Origin of the sequence: Bradyrhizobium neotropicale (genome assembly GCF_001641695.1) — a bacterium.
In the GTDB taxonomy this organism is placed as follows: Bacteria; Pseudomonadota; Alphaproteobacteria; order Rhizobiales; family Xanthobacteraceae; genus Bradyrhizobium; species Bradyrhizobium neotropicale.
The window spans coordinates 121,819-135,080 of sequence record NZ_LSEF01000089.1; the positions used below are offsets into that span (position 1 = coordinate 121,819).

Consider the following 13,262-nt stretch of genomic DNA (forward strand, 5'->3'; position numbering starts at 1 on the left):
CGGTCAGTCAGCCCTGATGTTGGCCTTGCGCACGATCGGAATCCACTTGGCATCCTCGCGCTCCAGATAGGCCGTGAACTCGGCCGGCGTCATCGGAACCGCTTCCGCGCCGAGCTTGTCGAACTTGTCGACGACGCCGGGGTCCTTGAGGATCGCCACCAGGGCCTCATGGAGCTTGTCGACGATCGGCGCCGGCGTGCCCGCGGCCGCGAACACGCCGGTGAAGGTCTGGGCGTCGAAATCCTTGTAGCCGAGCTCGGCGAAGGTCGGCACGTCAGGCAGCGCCTTCAGGCGATGCGGGCTGGTGACGGCAAGTGCGCGGAACAGGCCGGTCTTGATGTATTGGAGGCTGACCGAAAGCTGGTCGAAGGCGAACTGCACCTGGCCGCCGAGCAGGTCGTTGGTCGCCGGCGCATTGCCGCGGTAATGCGCGGTGACCCACTGCAGGCCGAGGGTCGACTGCATCAGTTCGCTGAGCAGATGGTTGGTGGTGCCGGGACCGGGCGAGGCCATGGTCAGCTTGCCGGGCTCGCGCTTGGCGAGGTCGAGAAACTCCTTCAGGTTCTGAGCCTGAACCGAGGGATGAACCTCGAGCACCAGCGGCGTCATCGAGATGGTCGAAATGGGGAGGAAATCCCGCTTCCAGCTATAGGCGTCGCGCTTGTTGATTTCGGTCGCGAACAGCACCGGACCATTGGCACCGACGAACAGCGTGTAGCCGTCGTTCGGCGATTTCGCAAAAGCCTCGCCCGCGATCATGCCGCCCGCGCCGGCCTTGTTCTCGATGATGAAGGGCTGACCGAGCCGCTCCTGGAGCTTATCGGCGATGATGCGGGCTGCGCTGTCGACATTGCCGCCGGCCGGATAGGGCACGATCAGCTTGACGTTGCGCGCCGGCCATTGCTGGCCCGACGCGGGCCCCGCCAGCATCGCCGCCGCCGCTGCCACGGCTATCCAGAACAATCTCATCTCAGCCTCCCGCGGGCGGATCCGGAGGCCGCCCTCTTCTTCTAGAATTTCCATCGACGCGGCGCGCAGTGCCCGAGCGAACCCCAATCTGTCGATTCCGGACTTTACCTGTCGACCGAATTGTGCGGTTCTTGTCCATATTATGGACAAGATACGCAAGCCCGCCAACAGCTCCGCGGAACCGCGACAGGGCGCTCAGGCGATCCGGCGCGCGCTCGCGGTGCTGCGCATTCTTGCCGCAGGCCGCGAGGACGGCGTGCCGCTGGCCGAGGTCGTGCAGGCGACCGGCCTCACCCGTCCGACCGTGCATCGCATCGTTCACGTGCTGATCGAGGAAGGCATCGTCGAACGGCACGGCAAGAGCGGCCGCTATGCGATCGGCAACCAGGTGCCCGAATTGGCGCTCGCCCGCCCGCGGCCCTCGCCGCTGCTGGTTGCGGCACGACCTTCGCTGCGTCGCGCATCCGCCGACATCGGCGATACGCTGTTCCTGACGGTGCGGACCGGAAATGACACGCTGTGCGTCGACCGCAGGATCGGCGCCTACCCGATCCAGGTGCTGTCGATCGAGGTCGGCGCGCGCCGGCCGCTCGGCGTCAGTAGCGCTGGCGTTGCGATCCTCGCCGCGATGGCTGCGCAGGACGCGCGAAGAATCGTCGCGGCCAACGAGAAGCGGCTCGATGCCTACCGGACCGGTGTCGCCACCGTGCTCGCCCAGGTCGCCGCGGCGCGGCGGCGCGGCTACAACCTGCGGGAAATCGGCCTCGTGCAGGGAACGAAATCAATCTCCATTTGGATCAAGACTCCGGACGGGCGGCCGGCGGCGGCGATGACGGTTTCCGCCGTGCGGACACGGCTCGGCCCCCGCCGCGAGCAGGAGGTCGTGGACATCCTGCAGCGCGAGGCCCGCATCATCGAGCAGAACATTCGGGACGGCGTGGCCTAGCGCTGCGCGGCGTCACACCGCGCTGTCAATGGGCTGACGCGGCGCGCCGATTTGTGGCACAACGGCCGCCTCCGCCGATCGACCAACGAGGCCAAGCATGCCCGCGCCCAAGCCGCCTGCCTTTGAGACCCTGAGCCTGCATGCGGGCCAGCATCCCGATCCCGCAACTGGTGCCCGCGCGGTGCCGATCTACCAGACCACGTCCTATGTGTTCCAGGATTCCGACCACGCCGCGGCACTGTTCAACCTCGAGCGCGCCGGACACATCTATACGCGCATCTCCAACCCGACCACCGGCGTGCTCGAAGAGCGGCTCGCGGCGCTGGAAGGCGGCGTCGGCGCGATTTGCACCGCGAGCGGCCAGGCGGCGATGCATCTCGCCATCGCGACGCTGCTCAATGCCGGCGACCACATCGTGGCATCGAGCTCACTCTATGGCGGCACCATCAACCTCCTCGCGCACACGCTGCCGCGTTTCGGCATTACGACGACATTCGTGAAGCCGCGCGACCTTGACGCGTTCCGCTCGGCGATCAAGCCGAACACAAGACTCGTGATCGGCGAGACCATCGGCAATCCCGGCCTAGAGGTGCTGGACATCCCTAAGGTCGCGGCCATCGCGCATGACGCGAAGATCCCACTGCTGATCGACAACACGTTTGCCACGCCCTATCTCAGCCGGCCGATCGAGCTCGGCGCCGACATCGTGATGCATTCGGCCACCAAATGGATCGGCGGTCACGGCATCGCGATCGGCGGCGCCATCGTCGACGGCGGTCGCTTCGACTGGCGCGCGTCCGGCAAGTTCGGCGTGCTGACCGAGCCCTATGGCGGCTATCACGGCATCATCTTCGACGAGCAGTTCGGCACCGCCGCCTTCATCATGCGCGCCCGCACGGAAGGCCTGCGCGATTTCGGCGCCTGCCTGTCGCCGACCAATGCGTTCCAGCTCTTGCAGGGCGTGGAAACGCTCGGCGTGCGCATGGACCGCCACATGCAGAACACGCATCTCGTGCTGGAGGCGCTGAAGGCGAACAAGGCGGTGGACTGGGTGCTGCATCCTTCGCTGGAGGACCATCCCGACTATCAACTGGCAAAACAGCTGCTGCCGCGCGGCGCCGGCTCGATCGTCTCCTTCGGCATCAAGGGCGGCCGGGCCGCCGGCCGCAAGTTCATCGAACAGCTGCGCATGATCAGCCATCTCGCCAATGTCGGCGACGCCAAGACGCTGGTGATCCACCCGGCCAGCACCACGCATCAGCAGATGGATGCCGAGCGGCTCAAGGCCGCCGGCGTCGGCGAGGAGCTGGTGCGGCTGTCGGTCGGCATCGAGACGGCAAGCGACATCATCGACGATCTCGCCCAAGCCCTGCGCATCTCGCAAAAGGTCTGATGCCATGAAGCTCTCCGTCAACGGCGCCGAGGTGTTTGTCGCAACCGGCGGCCGCGAATTCGACAAGTCCCTCCCCGCGGTGGTGTTCATCCACGGCGCAGGCTTCGACCATTCGACCTGGGCGCTGCATACGCGCTGGTTCGCGCATCATGGTTTGGGCGTGCTGGCGCCGGACCTGCCCGGCCACGGCCGCTCGGCCGGCCCCTCGCTCTCCACCATCGCGGAGATGGCCGACTGGACCGCGGAACTGATCGACGCCGCCGGCGCGGCAACGGCGCATCTGATCGGTCACTCCATGGGATCGCTGATCTCACTGGAGACCGCGGCGCGACATCCCGACAAGGTGTCCGCGCTGAGCTTGATCGGCACGGCCGCGACCATGACGGTCGGGCCGGATCTCCTGAAGGCCGCCGAAGCCAACGATCAGGACGCCATCGACATGGTCTCGATCTGGGGCCTCGGCTTCAAGGCCGAGCTCGGCGGCAGCCTCGCGCCGGGCCTGTGGATGCATGGCGGCGCGCAAGCGGTGCTCAGGGATTGCGAGCCAGGCGTTCTGTTCAAGGACTTGTCCGCCTGCAATTCCTACGCGAATGCGCTCGCTGCCGCAGCGAGCGTGAAGGTGCCGACCACGCTCGTCCTCGGCGAGCGGGACATGATGACTCCGGCCAAGGCGGGCAAGGCACTCGCGGCCGCGATCCCGCACGCGAAGACCGTGGTGGTGCCGGGCGCGGGCCACATGATCATGGCCGAGCGTCCCGACGAACTGCTGGCGGCGCTGAGGAACTGAGACGGATCAATCTTCCGCCTGATGCGTTGCGGTCAGACATCCCTGTGAAACTCAGAGGGAACTGACTCATGCCAAGACAGGAAGTCATTCGCAAAGCCAGACAGGACAAGCGTGCCGGCAAGTCGCCGAGCACGCAGGCCGGCGAATTCGTCAAGGACGAGATCGACAAGATCAGGAAGGGCAGGCACGGCGCGCGTTCGACACGCCAGGCCATCGCCATCGGGCTTTCCGAGGCGCGCCGCGCCGGCGTTGATCTGCCGCCGCCACGCAAGGGACAAACCAAGAAGTCCACGCGCCGCAGCGCCAAATATGCGTACGAGGCCGGCCAGGGCAAACGCCATCCGAAGAAGCGGCCGCGCGTGTCGCGGGCGGTGGAAGGCGTCCTGAAGAAGGAGCCGCGGTCGACGACATCGCGCCGCGCGCTGTCGAAGCAGGGCCAGCGGGCCGCGAGCCGGCGCAGCGCCGCGTCGCGTTCGGCAGCCGCGCGGAAAGCGAGCCGCACCAAGGGCGCCAAGGCCCGCTCCGCCGCCGCAAAAAAGGCGGCGCGCACCCGAGCACGCCGCCGCAGCTGATCAGGCGCGCCGCCTCGCGTTCAGATGGAGAGAGATGGAGGGTTCGGCCGCTGGCTCCGCTCGGAGAACACCGCGCGCGCAGCGCGCTCAGCCTCGCGAGCCGAGCGGAACTGGCGGCCCTCGAGACTGTCGAACAGGCGCTCGGAGGAGAAGAAGCGGAAGCCGCGTGCCTCCCGGGTGACGATGCCGGCAGCGCGGTCGTGGATTTCGATGATGTAGGCTTGCGTATGTGCTTGGGACATGGCTGCTCGTTCGCCGCGGTTACGGCGTTCCTGTCGGTTGCTTGCGGTGCGGATTGCCAGGCGGCTGCGGTCAGCAACAACAACAGGCGCCGGTCGCCGCCGAGAAACAGCGTCGCATCATGCGCTTGTGCATGTCGCCCAGACTACGCTGGTAATCGGTTCTCATGTCGCGGCTTCGGCCCTAGGAGCAGTTTCGATACTTCGAATATCGAGCGATCGGCGCGATCGGTCAATGAAATGGCTATCCATATTTGCAGCCCGCGCATATCGGCGCTTCTCCCGGCGCAAGCGGCGGCAAATGGATTCATCTCGCGATGAATTCAATCCGGGCGACGCGCTGGCGTGGTAGCGTCTGGCCGGCTGGCGACGAACGAGAAGAAAGGTCGGGACATGGCAGACAGTCTGAAAGGGCGCACTGCGCTCGTCACCGGCGGCTCGCGCGGGATCGGCGCGGCGGTCTGTCGCGCGTTGGCCGAGGCCGGCGCGACCGTGGCGATCAACTGCCGCGAACGAATCGGACAGGCCGAGCAATTGGCGGACGAGATTAGCAAACGCGACCGCCGCGCGATGGCCGTGGCCGCCGACGTCTCGCAACGCGAGGCCGTCGCCGCAATGATCGAGCAGGTGACCGCCGAGCTCGGGGCGGTCGACATCCTCGTCAACAATGCCGGCATCGCCATCACGCGCGGCGTCGAAGATCTCACCGAGGACGATTTCGACCGCACGATCCTGACCAATCTGAAATCCGCCTTCCTGTGCACACAGGCGGTGCTTCCGGCGATGCGCGCGCGGAAATGGGGCCGCATCGTCAACATCTCCTCCGGCGCCGCGCGTGGCGCCGGCTCGATCGGCCCGCACTACAATGCATCGAAGGCCGGGATGGAGGGTCTCACGCGCGGCTATGCGGCGCGCCTGGTGAAGGACGGCATCACCGTCAACGCGGTGGCGCCGTCGCTGATCGAGACCGACATGATGAGCGGACAGCCACAACTCATCAGCCGCATCCCGCTCGGCCGCTTCGGCACCGCGGACGAGGTCGCGAAAGCCGTAATGCTGCTGGTCGATAACGCCTACATGACCGGACAGACGATCGCGCTGAGCGGCGGGATGGCGTTTAACTGACCCGATTTGCGATCGGGCTTCCCTTGTCCCTTGTGCGGAGAAGGTGGCGCGCGTAGGGCGCCGGATGAGGGGTTCTGTCCGCACACAGCAGCGACGAGATGAGTTGGGGAGAGGGTAAGAAAGACCTACCACATCGTCGCCGCGGCGCGCTCGGGCCAGATGCGGTCGTACTCCTCGCCGCCGACCTTGTTCTGGCTCATCTCGGCGAGGATCTGGCCGGGTGTCGGCAGCGTCTTGGGATCGACGCGCTTGTCGGGATTCCAGAGGTCGGAGCGCACGATGGCGCGAGCGCACTGGAAATAGATCTCCTCCACACTCATCACCATCACGCTGCGCGGCGCCTTGCCGTCGACCTTGAACGAGGCCAGCAGCTCGGGATCGACGGAGAGATGCGCGCGGCCGTTGACGCGGATCGCGTTGCCTGAGCCGGGGATCAAGAACATCAGCGCCACGCGTGGATCGCGCACGACGTTGCGCAGCGAATCGACCCGGTTATTGCCGCGGCGATCCGGCAGCATCAGCGTTCTGGAATCATGAATTCGGACGAAGCCCGGCAGATCGCCCCGCGGCGAGCAGTCGATGCCCTCCGGTCCGATGGTCGCAAGTGCTGCGAACGGCGCCTTCTCGATGAAGATGCGATAGAGCGGCGTGACGTGGTCGGCGACTTTCACGGTCGAGGCGTCGTTGGTGACGCCATAGATGGCTTCGAGCTGTTCGACCGTTTCAATCACCGACATTCCGCTCTCCTTGTTGCGCTCTAAAGCGCGATGAGATTGGGGTAAATCGTCATCGCGCTTTAGCTTGTTGTTTTGAGCATGATCTTTTCGGAAAACCGCTGCACACTTTTCCGGATCATGCTCTACTGGCTCCAGCATTCGTTCCTGATCACACGCACGAGATGGCGACCGTGATACTCGGCGCTGCCGGCGTTGACGATGGTGACATCGGCCTGTGCCGCCGCGTCATCGACGTTGCGCGCCAGCCGCTGCGCGATGTTGCCGTCGCTGAGGCGCGCCCGCGCGGCGAGCCGCTCGGCCAACACGTCCGGCGGCGCGGTGATCGCGACCACCACGACGTTGGCATAGGTGCCGCGCAGCGCACCGATCACCGTTCGCGAGACGTTGACGACGACCGTGCGGCCGGCGCGGATGTCGTCGTTGATTTCGAGCGGCAGGGCGTAGGAATGCCCGTGCGCCTCCCAGTGCACGGCGAAGTCGCCATGGTCGAGTCCGCGCCGGAATTCATCGGCGCTGACAGCCACATTGTCCTCGGCCGCAGATGATTCCCGCGTCACGACGCGGCGCGGGAAGACGACATCGTGATCGTCGATGCAGGCCGCCTGCGCAAGCCGCAGCAGCGTGTCCTTGCCGGCGCCGCTGGGACCGACCACGAGCACAAGCCGCCCCGGCCCGATCGCCGCCACCGGATCCTGCGCAATCGTCACCGTCTCGCTCATGCGACGCGGCTCCCTTCGCGCCAGACGCTGCGAACCGCGGGAACGCGGCCGGTGACGTGCACGCGGATCAGGTCGGCGCGCTTGCCGACTGCGATTTCGCCGCGGTCTGAGAGGCCTACCGCATCCGCCGGAGCCTTGGTCACGGTGCGGATCGCCGCCGGCAGATCGATCGCCGGCACATGCTCCGGCAGTTGCAGCGCGGCCATCAGCAGGCTGGAAGGGATGTAGTCGGACGACAGGATGTCGAGCAGGCCTTCGCGCGCGAGATCGACCGCGGCGATGTTGCCGGAGTGAGAACCGCCGCGCACGACGTTCGGCGCGCCCATCAGGATGTCGATGCCGGCCCGATGCAAGCCTCGCGCAGCCTCGAGCGTGGTCGGGAATTCCGCCACCGCGACGCGGTCGCGCAAGGCATCCGCGACGTTCTCCTCGGTGGTGTCGTCGTGGCTGGCGAGCGGAATGTTGCGCTCGTGCGCCAGCGCCACGATCGCGCGCATGTTGGCCGCGGCATAGGCCTTCTGATACTCGAAGCGCCGTGCGAACAATTCATCGAGCTCGGCGTCGGTCTTGCCGCCGCCCTTGCCGCGATAATAGTCGCGCAGCTTGACCTCGTCGCGGAACTGGCGCTGGCCGGGCGTGTGGTCCATCAGCGACATCAGCCGCACGTCGGGACGGTCGACCAGCTCCTTGGCCTCCTCGACCACGCTCGGCATCGGGATCTCGCAGCGCAGATGCAGGAAGTGATCGGCGCGCAGCAGATTGTTGTCGCGCGCGATGGAGATCGCTGCGGCGAGCGTGCCGGCGCGACCGTCGACTTCCTCCGCGCCGTCCTCGCGCCAGACGCGTAGCGAATCGAGCACGGTGGTGATGCCCGACGTCGCGAGCTGGCCGTCATAGGAAAGCACGGCCGCAACGGGATCCCAGAATACCTTGGGGCGCGGCACATAATGCGCTTCGAGATGGTCGGTGTGGAGCTCGATCAGGCCGGGCGTGATCAGATCGCCGCCGGCGTCCTCGGCACCCGCGGGCGCCCCGCCCTCGCCGATCTCGGCGATGCGCCCGTCCGCGACGGCGACCCAGCCCTGCTCGATGACCCGGTCGGCCAGCACGACTCTGGCGTTGGCGATCACGGTTTCGTTCGGCTTCGCGTTCATTTCCATTCGTCCTTCAGGCCGCGGCGGCAAAGCTGGTGACGTCGACAATGCGGTCGGCGATCCGATGGCGGATCTCGTCGTCATGGACAATCGCAACCATGGCGACGCCCTGGCGCTTCTTCTCGCCGATCAGCTCGACCACGACCGCACGATTGGCGGCATCGAGCGAGGCGGTCGGCTCGTCGAGCAGCAGGATCGGCAGGTCCGAGATGAAGCCGCGCGCGATGTTGACGCGCTGCTGCTCGCCGCCGGAAAAGGTTGCCGGGGGAAGCTGCCAGAGCCGCTCAGGGATATTGAGACGATGCAACAGGCCGCCCGCGCGCGCCTGCGCATCGGCCCGGCTCATGCCGTTCACGATGAGAGGTTCAGCGACGACGTCGATGGTCGCGACCCGCGGTACCGCGCGGAGGAACTGGCTGACATAACCGATGGTCGAACGGCGGATATTGAGGACCTGCCGCGGCTCGGCGGTAGCGAGGTCGATTAGCGCGCCACGGTGCCAGATACCGATACGGCCGGAGTCGCAGCGGTAGTTGCCGAAGATCATCTTCAGGATCGAGGACTTGCCGGCGCCGGAGGGGCCGGACAGCACAACGCATTCACTGGGCTCGACGCGGAAGGTCACGCCGCGCACCACTGGCAATTCGATGCCGCCCTGAAGGTGCATCGTAAAGGTCTTCTTCGCATCGGCGATGTCGATCATGGCGGTCATAGGCGGGCTCATGGCGGCAGAATCGAGGAAACGAGGAGCTGTGTATAGGGCTCGCGTGGATCGTCGAGCACCTGGTCGGTGAGACCGGTCTCGATGACGCGGCCGCCTTTCATCACCATCACGCGATGCGACAGCAATCGCGCCACCGCGAGATCATGGGTGACGATGACGACGGCGAGATGCAGCTCGGCGACGAGGTTGCGCAGGAGATCGAGCAGACGGGCCTGCACGGAGACATCGAGGCCGCCGGTCGGCTCGTCCATGAACACCAGCCGCGGCTCGGTGACGAGGTTGCGCGCGATCTGCAGGCGCTGGCGCATGCCGCCGGAATAGGTGCGCGGCGCGTCGTCGATGCGCGCGACGTCGATCTCGACCCGCGTGAGCCAGTCGGACGCGGTGTCGCGGATGCGGCCATAGTGATTCCATCCGACCGCCATCAGCCGCTCGCCGACATTGGCGCCGGCCGAAACCGCCATGCGCAGGCCCTGCGCGGGATCCTGGTGCACGAAGCCCCAATCGGTGCGGAACAGGAAGCGCCGCTCGGCCTCGCCGAGGGTCGCAAGGTCACGCGTGACGCCGTCGCGCATCCGATAGGAGACCTGGCCGCCGCTCGGCGCGAGCTGGCCCGACAACAATTGCAGCAGCGTCGACTTGCCGGAACCGGACTCGCCGACGATCGCCAGAACCTCACCGGGATAGAGCGCGAAGGAGACGTCGCGACAGGCCGCGATGCGACCGTAGGACTTGCTCAGGGAGTCCGCGACCAGCAGCGGCTGATCGTTCTCGATCCTATCCTGGTCAGCCATTTGATTCCCCTTGCGCCCTCTCCTTGTACGGCGCGGCACTCAGGCTGCCGTGATGGCCGGCGGCCTGGCGGCCCTCGCAATAATCAGTATCCGAACACACGAACATACGCCCGCCCTTGTCGTCGGTGACGACCTCGTCGAGGTAGGAGTTTTCCGCTGCGCATAGCGCGCAAGGCGCGTTGAAGCGATAGGGCTCGAACGGATGGTCCTCGAAATCGAGCGACACCACCTGCGTATAGGGCGGGATCGCATAGATGCGCTTCTCGCGGCCGGCGCCGAAGAGCTGCAGCGCCGGGCAATTGTCCATCTTGGGATTGTCGAATTTCGGCGTCGGCGACGGATCCATCACATAGCGCGCGTTGACCTTCACCGGATAGGCATAGGCGGTCGCGATGTGGCCGAAGCGGGCGATGTCCTCATAGAGCTTCACATGCATCAGGCCGTATTCGGCGAGCGCGTGCATGCGCCGCGTCTCGGTCTCGCGCGGCTCGAGGAAACGCAGCGGTTCCGGGATCGGCACCTGATAGACCAGCACCTGATTTTCGTGCAGACCCGTCTCCGGGATGCGGTGACGGGTCTGGATCACGGTCGCCTCTTCCGTCGCGGTCGTCGTGGCAACGCCGGCGGTCTTGGCGAAGAACTTGCGGATCGAGATCGCATTCGTGGTGTCGTCGGAGCCCTGGTCGATCACCTTCAGCACGTCCTGGGGACCGAGGATCGCCGCAGTCACCTGCACGCCGCCGGTGCCCCAGCCATACGGCATCGGCATTTCGCGGCTGGCGAACGGCACCTGATAGCCGGGGATCGAGATCGCCTTCAGGATCGCGCGGCGGATCATCCGTTTGGTTTGTTCGTCGAGATAGGCGAAGTTGTAGGCGGGCGCGTTCATTCCGCGGCCTCCTTCATGGGCTCGGCTTCATTGGCCTCGGCGAATTCCTGGCGCAGCTTGCGCAGCAAGCCGAGCTCGGACTGGAAGTCGACATAATGTGGCAGCTTCAGATGCTCGACGAAGCCGGTCGCCTGGACGTTGTCCGAATGCGACATCACGAATTCCTCATCTTGCGCCGGTGCGAGCGCCTCCTCGCCGAGCTCGCGGGCGCGCAACGCGCGGTCGACCAGCGCCATCGACATGGTCTTGCGCTCGCTCTGACCGAAGGCGAGGCCATAACCGCGCGTGAAGCTCGGCGCTTCGGTGGCCGAGCCCTTGAACTGGTTGACCATCTGGCACTCGGTGAGCTCGATCGCGCCGAGCGGCACCGCGAAGCCGACGTCCTCAGCCGCGAATTCGACCTCGACCTCGCCGAAGCGAATTTCACCGGCGAAGGGATGGTTGCGGCCGTAGCCGCGCTGGGTGGAATATCCCATCGCCAGCAGGAAGCCTTCGTCACCGCGCGCCAAATTCTGCAGGCGCAGATCGCGATCGGCCGGAAAATTCAGCGGCTCACGCGTAAGATCGCCGACGCTTGCACCCGCCTCGGCCTGCGGCGAGGGTTCGATCAGCCCGTCGCGGCCGAGAATATCGGTTACGCGCGGCGTCGCCGCGGTCGAAGCTTCCGCCGTCGCTGGCGCTTCCGGCACAAATCCTTCCGCCAGCGTCGGATCGAGCAGGCGATGCGTGTAATCGAAGGTCGGCCCGAGAATCTGGCCGCCTGGAATGTCCTTGAAGGTCGACGACACCCGCCGCTGTACCCGCATGGCGCCGGTGTCGACCGGCTCGCTGGCGCCGAAGCGCGGCAAGGTGGCGCGGAAGGCGCGGACCAGGAAGATCGCCTCAATCAGATCGCCGCGCGCCTGCTTGATCGCGAGCGCCGCGAGCTCGCGGTCGTAGAGCGAGCCCTCGCTCATGACGCGGTCCACGGCGAGGCCGAGTTGCTCGGAGATCTGGTCGAGCGTGACTTCCGGAACGCTCTGGTCGCCGCGCCGCGCATGCGCAAGCAGGCGGTGGGCGTTCTCGATGGCGCGTTCGCCGCCTTTGACTGCGACATACATGCTTCTAACTTCCCTTGTTCACGACACGCGTGGTGCGCGGGATCGCAACCACGGCCTCATCCGCCACCAGAACCACGTCGATGCCGCGTGGAAACAGCGCCTCATTGACGCGCAGCCGCTCGAACAGATCGGCGGGCCTTATCGCCGCCTGAAGCGTCGCGACGCCATCGATGCCCGGGCCGTGCAGCTCGAAGGCGCGTCCTGCGTCGAGGCTGTCGACCTGGAGGATCAATGTGGTCGAACGATCCGGATATTCGCTGGAGCCGAGCGCAAAGCGCTCAAGCGGCGGAAGCGCCAGACCGTCGGCGATCAAAGCAAATGCGGCGATCGAGGAATCCTGCACGACCGGCGCGCCGGTGTGGAACTTCAGCCACTTCACCACATCAAAGCTTTCCGACATCCGTGCATCGAGCCAGAGCGGCGTGTCGTGATCGAACAGCGTCAGCGCGATCGCGGCCGTGCCGCGCATCATCGGCCCGGGCGTTCCGGCCATCGGCACGATGCGCTGCACCAAACCCGGACGCGCCATTGCGTCCATGACCGAGCGAAAGGTCGATTGCGCCGACAAGACCTTGTCGGCAAATCCCGGCGGCAGTTCCGCAATCGTGGTCATGGCCTCACCCCTCACCGCGCACCATGGTGTAGAAATCAACCTTCGTCGCGGCCGTCTCTGCCGCCACTTTCCTGCGCCGCGCCAGAAGTTGTTCGCGCAGCGGCGCGATGACGTCCCGCTCGACGGCCGCGCCAAAATCCCTCGACTGCACCAGCGCGTCGCACAGCGCGATCAGCCTCGCCTTCTCGCGGCCGCGCCCGAGCGTGTAGCCGAAGCCGACCTCGCCGCTCGCGAGCCGCACCGCGGCACGCGATACCGTCGCTTCGCCGAGATTGAACGGGGCGCCGTCGCCGCCGATCCGGCCGCGCAACATCACCAGACCGTTCTCCGGCTCGCGCAGGTCCTGATGGTCAGGCAAAGCGAGAGAGCGGAGGCGAGCGGCGATCTCGCCCGCCTCCGCGTGCGCCAGCACGGCCATCGCGGCCTTGCGCTGGGCTTGCTGGTCGTTGTGTTGCGTCACCAGATCCACCGAACTTGCCGAATTCAAGTTGTCTATGATAA

16 protein-coding genes are annotated in these 13,262 nt (G+C 66.2%); 5 read left to right on the plus strand and 11 right to left on the minus strand.

From position 1 onward, the window contains the following. Positions 1 to 3 precede the first annotated feature (3 nt). The gene (locus tag AXW67_RS28690) at positions 4 to 969 is read right to left on the minus strand and encodes a Bug family tripartite tricarboxylate transporter substrate binding protein (protein WP_063680592.1); all 966 of its coding nucleotides are present in this window, start codon (positions 967 to 969) and stop codon (positions 4 to 6) included. A 142-nt stretch (positions 970 to 1,111) separates the two neighbouring features. Here AXW67_RS28690 and AXW67_RS28695 point away from each other — a divergent pair, with 142 nt between their 5' ends. The 4 genes from AXW67_RS28695 to AXW67_RS28710 all read left to right on the plus strand — a co-directional run bounded on the left by AXW67_RS28695 (position 1,112) and on the right by AXW67_RS28710 (position 4,667). Beyond that, positions 1,112 to 1,915 (plus strand): IclR family transcriptional regulator, encoded by an 804-nt coding sequence (locus AXW67_RS28695; protein WP_063680593.1) that lies wholly within the window; start codon positions 1,112 to 1,114, stop codon positions 1,913 to 1,915. 97 nt (positions 1,916 to 2,012) lie between these two features. After that, positions 2,013 to 3,308 carry an O-acetylhomoserine aminocarboxypropyltransferase gene (locus AXW67_RS28700; RefSeq protein ID WP_063680594.1) on the plus strand — a complete coding sequence of 432 codons (1,296 nt, stop codon included), beginning with the start codon at positions 2,013 to 2,015 and terminating at the stop codon, positions 3,306 to 3,308. 4 nt (positions 3,309 to 3,312) lie between these two features. Next, positions 3,313 to 4,095 (plus strand): alpha/beta fold hydrolase, encoded by a 783-nt coding sequence (locus tag AXW67_RS28705; RefSeq protein ID WP_063680595.1) that lies wholly within the window; start codon positions 3,313 to 3,315, stop codon positions 4,093 to 4,095. A 68-nt stretch (positions 4,096 to 4,163) separates the two neighbouring features. Then, positions 4,164 to 4,667, plus strand: coding sequence for a DUF6496 domain-containing protein (locus AXW67_RS28710; protein ID WP_063680596.1), 504 nt, complete (start codon positions 4,164 to 4,166; stop codon positions 4,665 to 4,667). 20 nt (positions 4,668 to 4,687) lie between these two features. Here AXW67_RS28710 and AXW67_RS28715 read toward each other — a convergent pair whose 3' ends face one another. Then, positions 4,688 to 4,909 carry a hypothetical protein gene (locus tag AXW67_RS28715; RefSeq protein ID WP_063680597.1) on the minus strand — a complete coding sequence of 74 codons (222 nt, stop codon included), beginning with the start codon at positions 4,907 to 4,909 and terminating at the stop codon, positions 4,688 to 4,690. Positions 4,910 to 5,299: 390 nt separating this feature from the next. On the opposite strand from AXW67_RS28715, the gene AXW67_RS28720 reads away from it, so the two are divergent. Next, positions 5,300 to 6,031: an SDR family NAD(P)-dependent oxidoreductase gene (locus AXW67_RS28720; RefSeq protein WP_063680598.1), complete on the plus strand. Its 732-nt coding sequence runs from the start codon at positions 5,300 to 5,302 to the stop codon at positions 6,029 to 6,031. Positions 6,032 to 6,156: 125 nt separating this feature from the next. Here the strand turns inward: AXW67_RS28720 and AXW67_RS28725 are convergent, their stop codons facing one another. From AXW67_RS28725 to phnG, 9 genes are all read right to left on the minus strand, one after another. Beyond that, positions 6,157 to 6,768: a pyridoxamine 5'-phosphate oxidase family protein gene (locus AXW67_RS28725; protein ID WP_063680599.1), complete on the minus strand. Its 612-nt coding sequence runs from the start codon at positions 6,766 to 6,768 to the stop codon at positions 6,157 to 6,159. A gap of 122 nt (positions 6,769 to 6,890) precedes the next feature. Then, complete coding sequence (gene phnN / locus AXW67_RS28730; protein ID WP_063680600.1) at positions 6,891 to 7,487, minus strand: phosphonate metabolism protein/1,5-bisphosphokinase (PRPP-forming) PhnN; 597 nt, start codon at positions 7,485 to 7,487, stop codon at positions 6,891 to 6,893. Then, positions 7,484 to 8,641 carry an alpha-D-ribose 1-methylphosphonate 5-triphosphate diphosphatase gene (locus AXW67_RS28735; protein WP_063680601.1) on the minus strand — a complete coding sequence of 386 codons (1,158 nt, stop codon included), beginning with the start codon at positions 8,639 to 8,641 and terminating at the stop codon, positions 7,484 to 7,486. Before AXW67_RS28735 ends, phnN begins: the two co-directional genes overlap by 4 nt. Positions 8,642 to 8,654: 13 nt before the next feature. Then, positions 8,655 to 9,353 (minus strand): phosphonate C-P lyase system protein PhnL, encoded by a 699-nt coding sequence (gene phnL / locus AXW67_RS28740; RefSeq protein ID WP_063680602.1) that lies wholly within the window; start codon positions 9,351 to 9,353, stop codon positions 8,655 to 8,657. Positions 9,354 to 9,361: 8 nt separating this feature from the next. Further along, on the minus strand, positions 9,362 to 10,159 hold the full coding sequence (gene phnK, locus AXW67_RS28745) for a phosphonate C-P lyase system protein PhnK (protein ID WP_063680603.1): 798 nt from the start codon (positions 10,157 to 10,159) through the stop codon (positions 9,362 to 9,364). Continuing rightward, positions 10,152 to 11,048, minus strand: a complete 897-nt coding sequence (locus tag AXW67_RS28750) for an alpha-D-ribose 1-methylphosphonate 5-phosphate C-P-lyase PhnJ (protein WP_063680604.1) — start codon at positions 11,046 to 11,048, stop codon at positions 10,152 to 10,154. The genes phnK and AXW67_RS28750 overlap by 8 nt, the downstream gene beginning before the upstream one ends. Continuing rightward, a complete protein-coding gene (locus AXW67_RS28755; protein ID WP_063680605.1) occupies positions 11,045 to 12,148 on the minus strand; it encodes a carbon-phosphorus lyase complex subunit in 1,104 nt (367 codons plus the stop codon). The genes AXW67_RS28750 and AXW67_RS28755 overlap by 4 nt, the downstream gene beginning before the upstream one ends. A gap of 4 nt (positions 12,149 to 12,152) precedes the next feature. Further along, positions 12,153 to 12,761, minus strand: coding sequence for a phosphonate C-P lyase system protein PhnH (phnH, locus tag AXW67_RS28760; protein WP_063680606.1), 609 nt, complete (start codon positions 12,759 to 12,761; stop codon positions 12,153 to 12,155). Between the two features lie 4 nt (positions 12,762 to 12,765). Beyond that, complete coding sequence (gene phnG / locus AXW67_RS28765) at positions 12,766 to 13,230, minus strand: phosphonate C-P lyase system protein PhnG (protein ID WP_082908082.1); 465 nt, start codon at positions 13,228 to 13,230, stop codon at positions 12,766 to 12,768. Positions 13,231 to 13,262: the final 32 nt, after the last annotated feature.

Excerpts from the sequence above, each read along its gene's own strand:
- AXW67_RS28690 (WP_063680592.1), bottom strand. The coding sequence starts at position 969 with ATGAGATTGTTCTGGATAGCCGTGGCAGCGGCGGCGGCGATGCTGGCG.
- AXW67_RS28695 (WP_063680593.1), top strand. The coding sequence starts at position 1,112 with ATGGACAAGATACGCAAGCCCGCCAACAGCTCCGCGGAACCGCGACAG.
- AXW67_RS28700 (WP_063680594.1), top strand. The coding sequence starts at position 2,013 with ATGCCCGCGCCCAAGCCGCCTGCCTTTGAGACCCTGAGCCTGCATGCG.
- AXW67_RS28705 (WP_063680595.1), top strand. The coding sequence starts at position 3,313 with ATGAAGCTCTCCGTCAACGGCGCCGAGGTGTTTGTCGCAACCGGCGGC.
- AXW67_RS28710 (WP_063680596.1), top strand. The coding sequence starts at position 4,164 with ATGCCAAGACAGGAAGTCATTCGCAAAGCCAGACAGGACAAGCGTGCC.
- AXW67_RS28715 (WP_063680597.1), bottom strand. The coding sequence starts at position 4,909 with ATGTCCCAAGCACATACGCAAGCCTACATCATCGAAATCCACGACCGC.
- AXW67_RS28720 (WP_063680598.1), top strand. The coding sequence starts at position 5,300 with ATGGCAGACAGTCTGAAAGGGCGCACTGCGCTCGTCACCGGCGGCTCG.
- AXW67_RS28725 (WP_063680599.1), bottom strand. The coding sequence starts at position 6,768 with ATGTCGGTGATTGAAACGGTCGAACAGCTCGAAGCCATCTATGGCGTC.
- phnN (WP_063680600.1), bottom strand. The coding sequence starts at position 7,487 with ATGAGCGAGACGGTGACGATTGCGCAGGATCCGGTGGCGGCGATCGGG.
- AXW67_RS28735 (WP_063680601.1), bottom strand. The coding sequence starts at position 8,641 with ATGAACGCGAAGCCGAACGAAACCGTGATCGCCAACGCCAGAGTCGTG.
- phnL (WP_063680602.1), bottom strand. The coding sequence starts at position 9,353 with ATGACCGCCATGATCGACATCGCCGATGCGAAGAAGACCTTTACGATG.
- phnK (WP_063680603.1), bottom strand. The coding sequence starts at position 10,159 with ATGGCTGACCAGGATAGGATCGAGAACGATCAGCCGCTGCTGGTCGCG.
- AXW67_RS28750 (WP_063680604.1), bottom strand. The coding sequence starts at position 11,048 with ATGAACGCGCCCGCCTACAACTTCGCCTATCTCGACGAACAAACCAAA.
- AXW67_RS28755 (WP_063680605.1), bottom strand. The coding sequence starts at position 12,148 with ATGTATGTCGCAGTCAAAGGCGGCGAACGCGCCATCGAGAACGCCCAC.
- phnH (WP_063680606.1), bottom strand. The coding sequence starts at position 12,761 with ATGACCACGATTGCGGAACTGCCGCCGGGATTTGCCGACAAGGTCTTG.